Source organism: Joostella sp., assembly GCF_048266025.1.
GTDB classification, from domain to species: Bacteria; Bacteroidota; Bacteroidia; order Flavobacteriales; family Flavobacteriaceae; genus Galbibacter; species Galbibacter atrarenae.
Genome location: NZ_JBLXAF010000001.1, coordinates 469,781 through 485,198 on the forward strand (window position 1 = coordinate 469,781; position 15,418 = coordinate 485,198).

The following is a 15,418-nucleotide window of genomic DNA, read 5'->3' on the forward strand; positions in this document are numbered from 1 at the left end:
CAGTAGGATTGATATCTAATCTAGCTTTTTAAATACTACACAAGCATTGTGTCCACCAAAACCAAAAGTATTACTCATTGCAACTTTAACTTCTCTCTTCTGTGCTTTATTTAAAGTTAAATTAAGCTTAGGATCGATGTTCTCATCTACTGTTGAGTGATTTATTGTAGGAGGAACTACGCTGTTTTCAATTGCTAAAATAGAGGCAATAGCTTCTACAGCTCCAGCAGCACCCAATAAGTGTCCTGTCATAGATTTTGTAGAGTTGATGTTTATATCGTAAGCATATTCTCCAAATACTTTACCAATCGCTTTAAGTTCTGCAACATCGCCTAGCGGCGTTGAAGTACCATGCGTATTAATTGCATCGACATCCTCTGGTTTTAAACCAGCATTCTCCAAGCAATTTTTCATAACAGCTACAACTCCAATACCTTCTGGATGTGGTGCTGTCATGTGGTAAGCATCAGAAGATAAACCTCCACCAACAACTTCTGCATAAATTTTTGCTCCACGAGCAATTGCGTGTTCATATTCTTCAAGTACTAACGCTCCAGATCCTTCTCCTAGCACAAAACCATCTCGATTTGCATCGAAAGGTCTAGATGCCGCCTGAGGGTCATCGTTTCTAGTACTCATTGCATGCATCGCATTAAATCCTCCCATTCCGGCTGCTGTAACAGCTGCCTCAGAACCTCCAGTTATAACAACATCGGTTGTTCCTAAACGAATAGAATTAAGCGCATCGATAATAGCATTTGCCGACGACGCACATGCAGATACAGTAGTATAATTAGGCCCCATGAAACCATGTTTTATGGAAATTAATCCGGGCGCAATGTCTGCAATCATTTTTGGGATAAAGAAAGGATTAAACCTTGGAGTTCCATCTCCATTAGCATAATTAGTTACCTCTTCTTGAAAAGTTTCTAATCCGCCAATTCCTGCTCCCCAAATAACACCTACTCTATACTTATTCACCTTATCGATGTCAAGTCCAGAATCTTTTAAGGCCTCATCTGCCGTAACCATGGCATACTGAGCAAAACGGTCCATACGACGCGCTTCCTTTCTGTCTATATAGTTTGTAGGGTCAAAATTCTTTAACTCACAGGCGAATTGTGTTTTGAATTTGGACGCATCGAAATGGGTTACTGGAGCAGCTCCACTAACGCCGTTCAAAAGACTGTTCCAATATTCATCTACAGTATTCCCTATGGGTGTTAATGCTCCTAGTCCTGTTACTACAACTCGCTTTAATTTCATCTGAATATTTTTTATTCTGATAAATAATAAATAAAAATAAAGATTTACCAAAAAAATTTATTCACGCAATATAGCATGAATAAATTTTTTGGTCTATCTTTTTATAAAAACGTTTACTTTGCTTCGTCGATATACTTTACTGCTTGACCAACAGTAGCAATGTTTTCAGCTTGATCGTCTGGAATTTGGATATCAAATTCTTTTTCGAATTCCATGATTAATTCCACAGTGTCTAATGAGTCCGCGCCTAAATCGTTAGTGAAGCTTGCTTCTGGCACAACCTCATTCTCATCTACACCTAATTTGTCTACGATAATCGCTTTTACTCTTGATGCAATGTCTGACATAATTTTTTTGTTTTAAAATTTAATTGTTCGCAAAAATAAAAAACTTTACTTTAAAAAAACGTTTTGAAGCTAAAATGTGCTTTTAAAGTTCATATTTTTTAATTCAAGTATTCTATTTTTACCTTCATATTGTTAATATTTATCCTTTTTTTTGCCTATAATTAAAATAATTACATCCTATGAAAAGCATCGTTATATTAGCCTCTGGCTCCGGAACCAATGCCGAAAATATCATTAAATACTTTGAGGATTCTAAGACTGCTTCCGTCACTATGATTTTATCAAATAAAAAAGAGGCAAAAGTTCTAGATCGAGCAACAATATACGGAAAAAGTGCCATTTCTTTCAATAAAACTGCTTTTACAAATGGTCATATCGTCAACTTCTTGTCAATTTTGAAACCAGATTTAATAGTTTTAGCTGGATTTTTATGGAAAGTACCTTCAGACATAATAAAAGCTTTCCCTAACAAGATTATAAATATCCACCCTGCATTATTACCAAAATATGGAGGCAAAGGAATGTATGGAATGCATGTTCATGAAGCTGTTGTAGCAAATAAAGAGACAACTTCTGGAATTACTATACATTATGTAAATGAAAATTATGACGAAGGAAATATTATCTTTCAAGAAAGTGTAGCGATTACTCCAAATGATAATGCGGAAGATGTAGCGCATAAAATTCATCAATTAGAATACATGTATTTTCCAAAAATTATTGAAAAAGTACTAAATGACTAAACAAGACGTTTATATATATACTGATGGTTCCTCTAGAGGAAATCCTGGTCCTGGTGGCTACGGAATTGTTATGGAATGGGTAGGGAAACCCTATAAAAAGGAATTTTCTCAAGGTTTTAGAAAAACAACTAACAACCGTATGGAACTAATGGCTGTTATAGAAGCTTTAAAAAAACTTAAAAAGAATAACATTGCCATAAAAGTGTTCTCCGATTCTAAATATGTTGTTGATGCTGTAGAAAAAGGATGGGTTTTTGGATGGGAGAAGAAAAAATTTAAGGACAAAAAGAATCCTGACTTATGGAAAGAATTTTTAATTGAATACCGAAAGCAGAAAGTTAGCTTTCAATGGATAAAAGGTCATAATAACCATCCCCAAAATGAACGTTGTGACTTTCTTGCCGTAGAGGCTTCAAAAAAACCAAACCTACCAGCAGATTTGGCCTATGAAAGCACTACCTCATAAAACAATATAACCTACACTCCCTCTATGAAACTTCTATTTGTTATTTGCTTTCTACTAATCGTTTTTTCCTCCTATTGCCAAGAACAAGAATGGGAATTAAAAAGAAATACAAATAATATCCAAGTATATACCCGTGAACTCGATTCAACAAAAATCAACGAATACAAAGCAATTCTAAAAGTAAATACTTCCTTAGAAAAAGTTTTAGAAGTTCTTACCGACGGTAATGGTCTAAAAAATTGGAATTATAAAACCCCAGAAAGTGAATTGATTGCTAAAATATCGGAGACAGAATTTATAGTATGGATGCAGAACGATCTTCCTTGGCCTATTAGCGATCGTGATAATATCTCTAGAGTCACCATTAATCAAGTTAGTGAAGAAGTATATAAAATAGATATTTCTCCTGCGGACAGCACCTACATAAAGGCTAATAAAAATGTAATCCGAATGGATAATTTTAAAGGGAATTGGCTTATAAGAAATGTAGATAAAAACACCGTCGAAATCACGCAGCAAATGTATGGCGACCCCAATGGGAATCTTCCAGCATGGCTAATTAACAGTATTCTTACTACATTTCCATATCATTCTTTTGAAAAACTAAAAGGGATACTCGAAAACTAAGCTTATATTTGCAAAAAAATTATTGCATGGGCAAACTACTAATAGTTGGAAGTGTAGCTTTTGACGCTATTGAAACTCCTTTTGGTAAAACAGATAAAATTCTTGGTGGAGCAGCTCCGTTTATTGGTTTAGCGGCTTCACAATTTAATGTAGAAAGCGCTATTGTTTCTGTTGTTGGGAATGACTTCCCACAGGAGTATCTAGATCTTTTTTCTGATAAAAAAATAGACATCAGCGGGATTGAAGTTGTTAAAGACGGAAAAACTTTCTTTTGGAAAGGGAAATACCACAACGACCTAAATTCTCGTGATACGCTTGAAACACAACTTAATGTGTTAGCTGATTTCAATCCTATAGTTCCAGAAAATTTTAAAGATGCTGAAGTTTTGATGTTAGGAAATCTAAATCCTTCCGTCCAATTAAGTGTTATAGAACAAATGGAAGTAAAACCGAAGCTTATCGTTTTAGACACTATGAACTTCTGGATGGATATTGCATTAGAAGAATTAAAAGAGGTGATTACGAAAGTGGATGTTATTACTATTAATGACGAAGAAGCAAGACAGTTATCTGGTGAATACTCATTAGTAAAAGCTGCTGAAAAAATCCATAGTATGGGTCCAAAATATGTAGTAATTAAAAAAGGAGAACACGGAGCTTTACTTTTCCATAACGGAAAAATATTCTTCGCTCCTGCTTTACCTTTAGAAGAAGTATTTGATCCGACTGGTGCTGGAGATACTTTTGCAGGTGGTTTTTCTGGGTATATTGCAAAAACGGATGATTATTCTTTTGAAAATATGAAAACCGCAATTATTCACGGTTCTAATCTAGCTTCTTTTAACGTAGAGAAATTTGGAACTGAAAGACTACAAAGCGTAACAAGTAAAGAAATATATAACAGGCTCCAACAATTTAAGAGTCTTACACAATTTGATATTAAACTTACATAAAGAAACCACTGCCCTGAAATAATTTCGGGGTTTTTTATTAGATAAGATAGATTATAATGAGTGACGCTATTAAACACGAATGTGGAATTGCCTTAGTAAGGCTATTGAAACCATTAGAATACTACAAAGAAAAATATGGTACTGCATTTTATGGTATAAATAAAATGTACCTAATGATGGAAAAGCAACATAACAGAGGTCAAGATGGCGCTGGTTTTGCAAGCATCAAATTAAATATGCAGCCTGGAGAAAGATATATGAGTAGAGTGCGCTCTAACCAATCGCAGCCTATTCAAGATATTTTCAAGCAGATAAACACACGTATAAACGACGAGTTAAAAGACAATCCAGAATACAGCGAAAGTATCGATTTACAAAAACGTAATATCCCATACATCGGAGAAGTTATGTTAGGGCACGTTCGCTACGGTACTTTTGGAAAAAATAGTATTGAAAGTGTACACCCATTTATCAGACAGAACAACTGGATGCATAGAAATCTAATTGTGGCTGGTAACTTCAATATGACCAATGTTAATGAGTTGTTTTCTAACCTTATTCGCATCGGTCAGCATCCTAAAGAAAAAGCAGATACGGTTACTGTAATGGAAAAAATAGGTCATTTTTTAGATGATGCTGTTTCGAAATTATATAAGGATATTAAAAAAGAAGGTTTCAATAAAATGGAAGCTTCACCACTTATTGCAGAACGTTTAAATGTTGCTAAAATATTAAAAAAGGCAGCTAAAAATTTTGATGGAGGTTATGCAATGGCTGGACTTATTGGTCATGGTGACGCATTTGTACTTAGAGACCCTGCTGGAATCCGTCCTGCATATTATTACCAAGATGATGAAGTTGTAGTTGTGGCTTCAGAAAGACCTGTGATCCAAACAGTATTTAATGTTAATTTCGATTCCATTAAAGAACTTGGACCTGGAAGAGCAATCATTATCAAAAAAGACGGTTCTACAAATACTAAGAAGATATTAGAGCCCCTAGAAAGAAAAGCATGTTCTTTTGAGCGCATCTATTTTTCTAGAGGAAGTGATGCTGAAATATATCAAGAGCGTAAAAATTTAGGTCGTTTTCTACTTCCAAAGATTTTAAAATCTATTGATGAAGATATTGAAAATACTGTATTTTCATACATTCCTAATACTGCAGAAACATCATTTTACGGAATGGTAAAAGCTGCTCAAGATTTCTTAAATGATAAAAAAGAACAAGAAATCTTAAAAGAAGGAGCAAACCTTACAAGCGAGCGCTTACATGAAATTCTTTCTAAAAGACCTAGAATTGAAAAAGTAGCTATAAAAGACGCGAAACTTCGTACTTTTATTACGGAAGACAGTAGTCGAGATGATTTAGTGACTCACGTTTATGATGTTACTTATGGCTCTGTAAAACCTACCGATAATTTAGTTATTATCGATGATAGTATTGTAAGAGGAACTACTTTAAAAAAGAGCATCCTTAGAATTCTTGATAGGTTAAATCCTAAAAAAATAATTGTAGTTTCTTCTGCTCCGCAAATTCGTTACCCAGACTGCTATGGTATTGACATGGCAAGAATGGAAGGACTTATTGCCTTTAAAGCAGCATTAGCGCTTCATGAGGATCGAGGAACTATTGGAATCGTAGAGGAAATCTATAAAAACTGTATCGATCAGGTGAATTTACCAGATACAGAGGTTAAAAATGCTGTTCAAGCTTTTTATGATCCTTTTACAGATGAAGAGATTTCAAATAAGATTTCTGAACTTCTTTCTCCTGAAGGAATTAAAGCAGAAGTACAAATAATATATCAAACTGTTGAAAACCTACATAAAGCCTGTCCTAAAAATTTAGGAGACTGGTACTTCACTGGAGATTACCCTACTCCAGGAGGAAATAGAGTTGTTAATAGAGCTTTTATCAATTTTTACGAAGGAGTTCAAGGACGAGCATATTAACAATAAAAGTGCATTTAAACGTTAAAAACAGTAATTTAACTGATTATTAACTTATAAATACGTAATAAAACCTATATTTGTTAATACCATAGCATAAGTAGGTTAAGTTCATGGTAAGATTTGGGGCAAAAAGGGCGGATTAATTTCCGCCCTTTTTATTTTCAATTATTTCCAAATTAAAACTTCAGAAATAGCAATTAAAAAACGCCTGCTTCCGCAGACGTTTTTTCAATAGTATCTTAATCTTATTTAGGATCACTTAGAACTATAATAATTCCCATCCCTTACGGTATGTCCCAGTAACCCATTTGTTAGCATCTTCATAATTTGTTACGCGCATATTCTCGCCGTCCCACATTATTTTCTTTCTACCTGGGTAATCATAAGGCGCCCAATCTCCAACCTTCTTACCTGGCTTTAAAACCTTATACTGGAAAGCTTTTATAGCGAGATTCCCCATAAGAACAGCCTCCGTTAAAGGACCTGCATAAGAAAAAGGTGAAGATGTCTCTACTCCTTTTAAACATCCATCTACAAAATTATTATAATGACCGCCAATAGCACCATCTACTCTTTTAAGACTAGGTTTTGGGAAAGCACCAACTTTATCTTTATAATGATTTAAGATTCTAGGGTTTTCTGAATATGCATCTGTTACTAAGATTCCCTTTTCCCCATAAAAAATAGAACCTCCACCAGCATCACCAATAGTTTCCCCTTCTTGCAATTCTTCAGGAATTTTTGGCATTATTCCACCATCATACCAATTAACATCTATTTGACCATGAGCTTCTGTATCAAATTTTAATCTCACAATAGAAGAAGGAGGACATGCCTCATCATAATTTGCTTCTATAAAATCTCCAGACCAAACCGTTGTACAACTAGCTTCAGCTTCTGTTGGATATCCAAGTTTTAGCGTTCTGAAAGGTGTTTCTAGAATATGGCAACCCATATCGCCTAAAGCTCCAGTTCCAAAGTCCCACCAACCTCGCCATTTAAATGGCAAATAAGCAGAATTATATGGTCTGAATTCCGCAGGCCCTAGCCATTGATTCCAATCTAAAGTATCTGGAACAGGCTCCCCTTCTGGACTATTTTTTAATCCTTGTGGCCATACAGGTCTATTTGTCCAACAATCAACTTTAATAATCTTACCTATAACGCCGGCCTCAATCCATTCTTGCGTTGTTCTAGCGCCATCCGAAGAACTTCCTTGATTCCCCATTTGGGTTACAATACCTTGCTCTTTCGTGATTTTCGACATTAATCGAGCTTCAGCAATGGTATGCGTTAAAGGTTTCTCTACATAAGCATGTTTCTTAGCTTGCATAAAAGGAACTGCAACTGTAGCATGATTATGATCTGGCGTAGCGACCATAATTCCATCAATATCCTTTAAATGATTATCGTAGACCTTCCTAAAATCACGATAGATTTTAGCTTTAGGATGCTCTGAAAAAGTTTTCTTAGCCCTTACATCATCAACATCACAAAGGGATACAAATTTTACTTTTCCTGTTTTATGAAGATTTCTAACGACCGCTTCACCACGGCCTCCTACACCAATTCCTGCTAAATAGAGCGTATCACTTGGTGCGGTATGAATCCCTCCCATTACATGAGATGGAATGATATAAAGTGCACTTCCGGCGGCTGCAGTGTTCTTAATAAAGTTTCTTCGTTTCATTTCTAAATAGTTAGTATTTTATTGGTTAATGAAAAATAAAGGCAAAAAGTTACGTAAAAAATTTTGAAGTAAAATCAATGGAATGAATGGATTTTTTCCATAATTTTGGAATATGTCCAATAAAGATTTTATTAAAGGTAGAGGCGCTCAACTAAACGTACATAATAAGTTTCAGAAATTATCTTACGAAACTAGAGATGATTTCTTAGAGTATTGCCGTTTAGAGGGTGAAGTAGCAGATAAAAACAAAACAAGCTACTTAGAAGTATTCCCAAAAACAATAGTAAATAAAGTAACGAGTCCAGACGTTGGAATGAGTTACTCTATGAATGCATATCAAGGATGCGAACATGGTTGCATCTACTGTTATGCTAGAAATTCTCATGAATATTGGGGCTATAGTGCTGGATTAGATTTTGAACGTAAAATATTAGTAAAAAAGAATGCACCACAACTTTTAGAAGAGAAACTTCTTAGCAGGAACTGGAAGGCAAAAACTATTGTTATGTCTGGAAATACAGACTGTTATCAGCCAGCAGAACAAAGCTATCAAATAACTCGAAAATGCTTAGAAGTGTTTTTAAAATATAAACACCCAGTAGCTATTATTACTAAGAATGCTTTTATAAAAAGAGATTTAGATCTTTTAAAAGAGCTTACTTCTGAAGGACTTATTGCTGTTAATATTTCAATCACTTCTTTGAGTGAAGAGACCAGAAGAATTTTAGAGCCACGAACCACAAGCATTAAAAAAAGATTGGAAACTGTAAAACTATTAAGTGACCACAACATCCCTGTTAATGTAATGATAGCTCCAATAATACCAGCTATTAACAGTCATGAAATTTTACCGTTAGCTAAGGCTGTTAGCGAAAACGGAGCAAAATCTATTGCTTTTACGATGGTGCGTCTTAATGGAGCTATTGGGGAACTTTTTACCGACTGGATTAAAAAGACGCTCCCAGATAGTGCTGATAAAGTTTTAAATCAAATTGCGGAATGTCACGGCGGAAGCTTGAACGACAGCAGATATGGCGTAAGGAAAACAGGAGAAGGGAAGATTGCTGAACAAATACACAACCTTATTAGAATAGCACGGCATACCTACTTTAAAGATAAAGAATTACCTAAATTAAACCATAGTTTGTTCGAAATGCAACGTCATAAAACTAAATATAGTGGCAATGGGCAAACAAGTTTATTCTAAATAATCATTTATTACAGTTAGGAAAATTAAAATTCTTTCAGAAATAAAAAAATCGGCTTTATGAATATTTCACAAAGCCGATTTTCTCAAAAACGAACTTAAGTATATTATTTAAACTGGTGACACATCATCTAGTTTTTCAATAACTTCTTCTTTTTTACTTCTGAATTTAAACTTTATTAAATATACAATGTAAAATAAAAGTGGAACAATAATTAGCGTTAAGAAAGTAGCTATAAATAGTCCGAAAATTACTGTCCAAGCTAGAGGTCCCCAGAAAATTACGTTATCTCCTCCCATATAAATGTCAGGGTTAAAATTGGTAAACAAGGAGAAGAAATCAATATTCAACCCAATTGCTAAAGGAATTAATCCTAAAATGGTAGTAATTGCCGTAAGTAAAACTGGACGCAACCTTGCTCTTCCAGACATTACTAATACTTCTTTCATGTCTTCTTTAGGAAGAATATCATCATTTTCAGTTAATCCTAATCTTATTTTTCTTCTATCGATAAGAATCTGGGCATAATCGAGTAATACAACTCCATTATTAACCACAATTCCGGCCAGCGAAATAATTCCCATCATTGTCATCATAATAACAAACGACCAACCCGTAACCATTAATCCTCCAAAAACTCCTATAAAACTCAAGAAGATAGCTAACATAATAATAGTTGGTTTAGAAATAGAGCTAAACTGAAAAATTAAAATCAGCATAATAAGTCCTAATCCTGAAAAGAAAGCACCCATTAAGAAATTCATTTGCTTTTGTTGCTCTTCTAACTGACCAGTATAATCAATATAAATCTCATTTGGAGCATCAAAATTATTCATCTCCTTTTGGATCTTCCCTACAACAGCACCGGCATCAGTATAACCTGGAGCTAATCCAGAATACACGGTAACCACACGCTTTAAATCCCTATGCTTAATAGCACTAAAAGAAGAGGTGTTTTTATGTTTTGAAACAGCAGAAACAGGAATCTCCTTTATTTGTCCAGACGCCTGATCACGAAATATTATATTCTGATCGAAAAGTGCACTCTGATTGTATCTTAAATCTTCATTGAAACGAACATAAATATCGTAATCATCTCCATCTTCTTTATAAATCCCAGCTTTTTCACCAAAAATAGAACGACGCAATTGATTCCCTACTTGACCAACAGCAACTCCAAGTTCTCCCGCTTTTTGTCTGTCAACTTCAACAACCATTGCAGGTTTGTCTTTATTTACATCGATCTTAAGCTCTTCAACTCCGGCTACATTTCTAGTGTTGATATAATCACGCATTTTTTCAGCAGTAACAATTAACTCATCATAATCTTCACCACTTAATTCTATATTAATTGGATATCCTGTAGGAGGTCCATTAGCATCTTTTTCAACAGAAATAGCAATTCCTGGGAAAACACCTTTTAGTGCTTCTTGAACTTTCTTACGAAGCACCTCACTATCTTTTCCACGACGATATTTATACTCGCGCATAGTCGCGGTAATCTTTCCTTTGTGCGGCATTTCTGCACTAGAACCTCCATCTGTTTGTGGGTTTCCAGCTCCTTCTCCTACTTGAGAAACAGCAGATTCTACCATATAATTATAATCACCATCCATGTATTCATCAGCATTTAAAACTGCATAAACACGCTTCTCAATTTCTTTTGTGATGGCATTTGTTTTGTCGATATCTGTTCCCTGCGGATATTCGATATAAACTATAATCTGGTTTGGCTTATTATCTGGGAAAAACTCAACCTTCGTTCTCCCACTTCCTAAAGAAGCACCAAATAACATAAACACAACTATTAACAAAGCAAAAGTAGCCGTCACATAAATTCCAGGTCTCCACCCTTGAAGAGACTTTTTTAAGAAGTTCTGATACTTATTCTCTAACCAAGTCAATGTGTGTTTTTGGAAATAATCTGCAGATCCTTTTAACCAATATCTATAAATCCAGAACATTATAGCAGTAAAGATCATTAATGTACCAATACCACGAATAGTTCCTCCAAATATTAGTATCAGTATTCCTGGAATTCCTAAAATTATGCTCAACCTAATTAGTTGTTTTCTTGTAAGCCTTTTCTCTGCAGTATCCATAAACTGAGATACCAACATCGAGTTCATAAAAATAGCAACTACAAGAGATGAACCAAGTACAACAGAAAGCGTAATCGGGAAATATTTCATAAACTCTCCCATTACTCCAGGCCACATTCCTAATGGAATAAAAGCGGCAACAGTTGTTGCTGTAGAAATAATAATAGGGAAAGCAATCTCTCCTATTCCTTTTTTAGCAGCTTCTATTCGAGACATTTTCTCTTCATCCATCAATCGGTAAACGTTCTCTACAACAACGATTCCGTTATCCACTAACATCCCCAGACCCATAATAAGTCCGAAAAGAATCATGGTGTTTAAAGTGTATCCTAATGCTTGTAAAATCATAAACGACATAAACATCGACATCGGGATTGCAAACCCTACAAAGAGTGCGTTTCGGAATCCTAAGAAGAACATTAACACTCCTACAACTAATATAATCCCGAAGATGATATTGTTTACAAGGTCATTTACCTGATTTAATGTTTGTGACGATTGATCGTTTGCTACTGTAATCGATAAATCTGGTGGATAATAACTTTTCTTAGCAGTTTTTATAATTTCTTGAATCTGCTCAGAAGCCTCAATCATGTTTTTTCCAGCTCGCTTTTTTACATCGAGCATAACTACACTTTTTCCAAATTCTCGAGCAAACGTAGTCTTATCTTCTTCTTTAAAAGTTACTTCAGCAATATCTCTTAAATAAACAACTCCATCTTGAGATTTTACTACAAAATTATCAAGCTCTTTCGGGTCTTCAACTTCCCCTAAAATTCGAATTGTTCTACGTTGCCCGCTGGTGATCATATTCCCTGCAGACATCGTAACGTTTCCATTACGAATCGTATTTAACACATCGTCAAAGCTAATTTTAGCAGCCATCATTTTATAAACATCAACAGCTACCTCAACTTCTTTCTCTTGAGCTCCACGAATATCTACTTGCTTAATCTCTGGAAGTTCTTCAATTTTATCTTCAAGGTATTCACCAAATTCTTTTAATTTATCAACAGGATAATCTCCCTGAATATTGATATTTAAAATTGGCATCTCTTCAGACAAGTTAAGATCAAATACATTTGGCTCTACCTTTGCATCATTAAATACTGGCCAATCTTCGCCAGCTTTTTCAGCATCTACCTCATCTTTAACTTTTTGCTTTGCAGCTTCTACCGCAATATCTTCATCAAACTCAACAGTAATAATAGAATAATCCTCTTGAGAAGTAGAAAGAATCTCAACAACATTACTTACGTTTTTCAACTCATCCTCTAACGGATCTGTAATTAAACGTTCTATATCTTCGGCAGTATTCCCTGGATAAGGAGTACTGATGTAAATCTTAGTTTCTTTTACTTCGGGAAACGACTCACGAGGCATTCCGAAATATGCGGAAACCCCCAAGGCAAGAACAATCGCTATCATTACATAGATAGTGGTTTTGTTCTCGATAGCCCAAGACGAAAGCCCAAATTCTTTATCGGCGTTTTTATTAATTTTACTCATGGACTATTGCTTTAATATTTGAACGTTTTGTCCTTCTTGAACACTACGTGCACCTTCTTTTATAATATGATCTCCGGCTTTTATTCCTTCTAGAATCTCTACTAAATCTCCTTGTGTTTTTCCTGTTTGAATAATCGACTGATGCACTTCAGCTTCATTACTCCCATTGATATTTGTAGCGATATACACATATTGATTTCCTTCTGAATTTTCTGAAATAACACTTTGAGGAATTAAGAAAGCATTTTCACTAGTATAATCGTTAATAACAACCTTAGCCGTTAAGTTTGGCTTTATCAACCCATCTTTATTAGGAACTCCAACTTCAATTTTAAAAGAGCGGTTATTTGGATTGATGTAATTACTTACTTGTCTAATTTCTGTATCAATCTTTTTGTTGATTACTGGAAAATCAGCAATTACTTTAGTCCCTTTTTCTATACTAGCTAAATATTTTTCTGGAACCTCAGATTCGATATACATATTACTTAAACTTACAATACGCATTAAAGGTGTTCCCATAGAAACATTACTTCCTTGATCTGACATTATTTCTTCAATTGTTCCTGAAAATGGAGCTACAACAGTTGCTTTAGCCAACTGACTCTCCAATTGAGAAACAGCACTTTTATTAGACTCATATTGTGTTTCAGCCTGTAAATACTGAATCTCTGAACCAATATTCTGCTCCCATAATCTTTTCTGACGCTCATACGTTGTTTGCGATAAGCTCTCTTGTGCTTTTAATTGTGCTAATTGAGCTCCAAGACCACCTTCGTCAATTCTAGCTAAAACTTGCCCTTTCTTTACTTCTTGTCCTTCTTTCACTAAAACTTGTTGAAGTGCACCAGAATATTCAGCATTTATAATAATATTCTCTTTAGTACTTACACTTCCTTGTAATTCTATATAATGATTAAAAAGAGAATCTTTTGCTACAAAAGTAGTCACCAAAGCATAGTTTTTTGTTGTATCTAGCTTTTTCACTGCTTGATTAAGTGCTTTTAAATCTGCACTTAAAGCATCGTGTTCTGCATTTACCTGTTCACGCTTTGCCTTTATCTGCTCTAAATTTCCGCTTTCTATAACGTCTTCTACAGATTTATTATCGCCTCCACAAGAAGCCAAAATCAAGGCTGTTAATATGATTAAATATGTTTGTTTCATCTTTTTTTGATTTATTTTTTTGCTGATTCGTTTCTTGTTGATAATTGAGGTGTGTTTAAAACAGTTTCTAATGTTGCCTTCGTTTCAATCACGTCCAGCATAGAATTTATATATTCTTGCTGCGCGGTATACAACTGAGTTTGCGCTTGTCTTAAGTCAAAACTTGTGGTAATACCCTCTCTATATTTTATTAAGTTCTTTTTTTCAATACGCTCTGCAAGTCCTAAATTACTTTCTGCTGTATGGTAATTTTCAATAGCAAACTTATAATTACTCTTCGCTCTATCAAGATCTAAATTAATCTGTTGCTTGGCTTGAATAAAATCTGTTTTAGATTGATCTAATGCTATTTTTGCTTGCTGCGTTCTTGCACTTCTTTGTAGGGAGCTAAAAATAGGAATATTCATACTCAACCCTAATATCGAAGACTGGAACCATGAAGTTTCATTTTCAAAAAATATAAAGTCATTATCATAAGCGGCAGTACCGTAGTTTATAAATCCGTTTATAGTTGGCAATGCTTTACTTTTTTCAAGCTTTACTTCCAATTCTCTTTGCTCCGTTAGATTTTTTGCGATTCTATAATCTACATTATCTTCAAAATCAAATGAAGTTTCCGTTAATGCTAGGCTTACACTTTCTATTGTCAAAGTCTCTAAGCTATCCTCTAAATTTACCTCTGCATCTACAGGAATTCCAAGTGCTAAATTTAGCATCTGCTTCGCTATAGATTCCATTCTCTTGGAATTACTTAACTGGTTTTGAATTTGTGCTGTTGTAATCTGTAGCTGCTCTACATCTTCCTCTTCAGCAAAACCATTATCATACATAGCTTGTGCCTCATTAAGGTTATCTTTTAAGGTAACAAGGTTTTTCTCAAAAATAGCAACACTCTCCTCGGTTAACAAAACACCACCGTAAGCATTGATCACTCCTTTTCTAACCTCTAAAAGAGTTTTCTCATTAGCATTTTCATTGTAATCAACAAAAACTTTAGCTGCTTGAAGTCCTACCAAGTATGAACCGTCAAAAATAAGCTGTGTTAATGTCCCTGTGAGCGACATGTTCTGTTTTGTTCCAAAAGTTACTGGCACAAAAGTTCCAGGCTCAGCACCAGCAATCTCACCAGGAATAAGAGTTACAGGCTGCTTTATTTGATTCTGATAATCTACAGCTCCATTTATTTGAGGAAGACCAGCGGCTGTAGTTTCCCATTTTTTCTTTAAAGATATTGCAATGTCACGCCTAGAGTTTATTGCTGTATAACTACTATCTAAAGCAAAATTTATAGCCTCTTCCATAGAAAAACTATATTTTTTTTCTTGAGAGAATCCCAACGTAGTAATTAGTAGCAATATGGCGATGATATAATATTTTCTCATCGT

General features: G+C 34.7%; 12 protein-coding genes. 6 read left to right on the forward strand and 6 right to left on the reverse strand.

Annotated elements, in window-relative coordinates:
- Positions 1–15 precede the first annotated feature (15 nt).
- Positions 16–1,266 (reverse strand): beta-ketoacyl-ACP synthase II, encoded by a 1,251-nt coding sequence (gene fabF / locus ACN0TY_RS01960; RefSeq protein WP_236957384.1) that lies wholly within the window; start codon positions 1,264–1,266, stop codon positions 16–18.
- Between the two features lie 113 nt (positions 1,267–1,379).
- Entirely contained in the window at positions 1,380–1,613 is a 234-nt protein-coding gene (locus ACN0TY_RS01965; protein WP_236957385.1) for an acyl carrier protein, read from the reverse strand.
- 179 nt (positions 1,614–1,792) lie between these two features.
- Between ACN0TY_RS01965 and ACN0TY_RS01970 the strand changes: the two genes are divergently transcribed.
- The 5 genes from ACN0TY_RS01970 to ACN0TY_RS01990 are packed head-to-tail and all read left to right on the forward strand — an operon-like array spanning position 1,793 to position 6,357.
- On the forward strand, positions 1,793–2,356 hold the full coding sequence (locus ACN0TY_RS01970) for a phosphoribosylglycinamide formyltransferase (RefSeq protein WP_417443153.1): 564 nt from the start codon (positions 1,793–1,795) through the stop codon (positions 2,354–2,356).
- On the forward strand, positions 2,349–2,822 hold the full coding sequence (gene rnhA, locus ACN0TY_RS01975; protein ID WP_236957387.1) for a ribonuclease HI: 474 nt from the start codon (positions 2,349–2,351) through the stop codon (positions 2,820–2,822). Before ACN0TY_RS01970 ends, rnhA begins: the two co-directional genes overlap by 8 nt.
- 24 nt (positions 2,823–2,846) lie before the next feature.
- Positions 2,847–3,449, forward strand: a complete 603-nt coding sequence (locus ACN0TY_RS01980; RefSeq protein WP_417443154.1) for an START domain-containing protein — start codon at positions 2,847–2,849, stop codon at positions 3,447–3,449.
- Positions 3,450–3,475: 26 nt separating this feature from the next.
- Positions 3,476–4,402: a PfkB family carbohydrate kinase gene (locus ACN0TY_RS01985; RefSeq protein WP_236957389.1), complete on the forward strand. Its 927-nt coding sequence runs from the start codon at positions 3,476–3,478 to the stop codon at positions 4,400–4,402.
- A 56-nt stretch (positions 4,403–4,458) separates the two neighbouring features.
- On the forward strand, positions 4,459–6,357 hold the full coding sequence (locus tag ACN0TY_RS01990; protein ID WP_236957390.1) for an amidophosphoribosyltransferase: 1,899 nt from the start codon (positions 4,459–4,461) through the stop codon (positions 6,355–6,357).
- 265 nt (positions 6,358–6,622) lie between these two features.
- Here ACN0TY_RS01990 and ACN0TY_RS01995 read toward each other — a convergent pair whose 3' ends face one another.
- The gene (locus ACN0TY_RS01995) at positions 6,623–8,047 is read right to left on the reverse strand and encodes a Gfo/Idh/MocA family protein (RefSeq protein WP_417443155.1); all 1,425 of its coding nucleotides are present in this window, start codon (positions 8,045–8,047) and stop codon (positions 6,623–6,625) included.
- Positions 8,048–8,159: 112 nt separating this feature from the next.
- Here ACN0TY_RS01995 and ACN0TY_RS02000 point away from each other — a divergent pair, with 112 nt between their 5' ends.
- On the forward strand, positions 8,160–9,254 hold the full coding sequence (locus ACN0TY_RS02000) for a PA0069 family radical SAM protein (protein WP_417443156.1): 1,095 nt from the start codon (positions 8,160–8,162) through the stop codon (positions 9,252–9,254).
- 111 nt (positions 9,255–9,365) lie between these two features.
- Here ACN0TY_RS02000 and ACN0TY_RS02005 read toward each other — a convergent pair whose 3' ends face one another.
- From ACN0TY_RS02005 to ACN0TY_RS02015, 3 genes are read right to left on the reverse strand one after another with little or no spacing between them, the layout of a single operon-like run.
- Positions 9,366–12,866, reverse strand: coding sequence for an efflux RND transporter permease subunit (locus ACN0TY_RS02005; RefSeq protein WP_417443157.1), 3,501 nt, complete (start codon positions 12,864–12,866; stop codon positions 9,366–9,368).
- A 3-nt stretch (positions 12,867–12,869) separates the two neighbouring features.
- Complete coding sequence (locus ACN0TY_RS02010; protein WP_417443158.1) at positions 12,870–14,033, reverse strand: efflux RND transporter periplasmic adaptor subunit; 1,164 nt, start codon at positions 14,031–14,033, stop codon at positions 12,870–12,872.
- Between the two features lie 11 nt (positions 14,034–14,044).
- Positions 14,045–15,415, reverse strand: a complete 1,371-nt coding sequence (locus ACN0TY_RS02015) for a TolC family protein (RefSeq protein ID WP_236957395.1) — start codon at positions 15,413–15,415, stop codon at positions 14,045–14,047.
- Between the last annotated feature and the right edge of the window lie 3 nt (positions 15,416–15,418).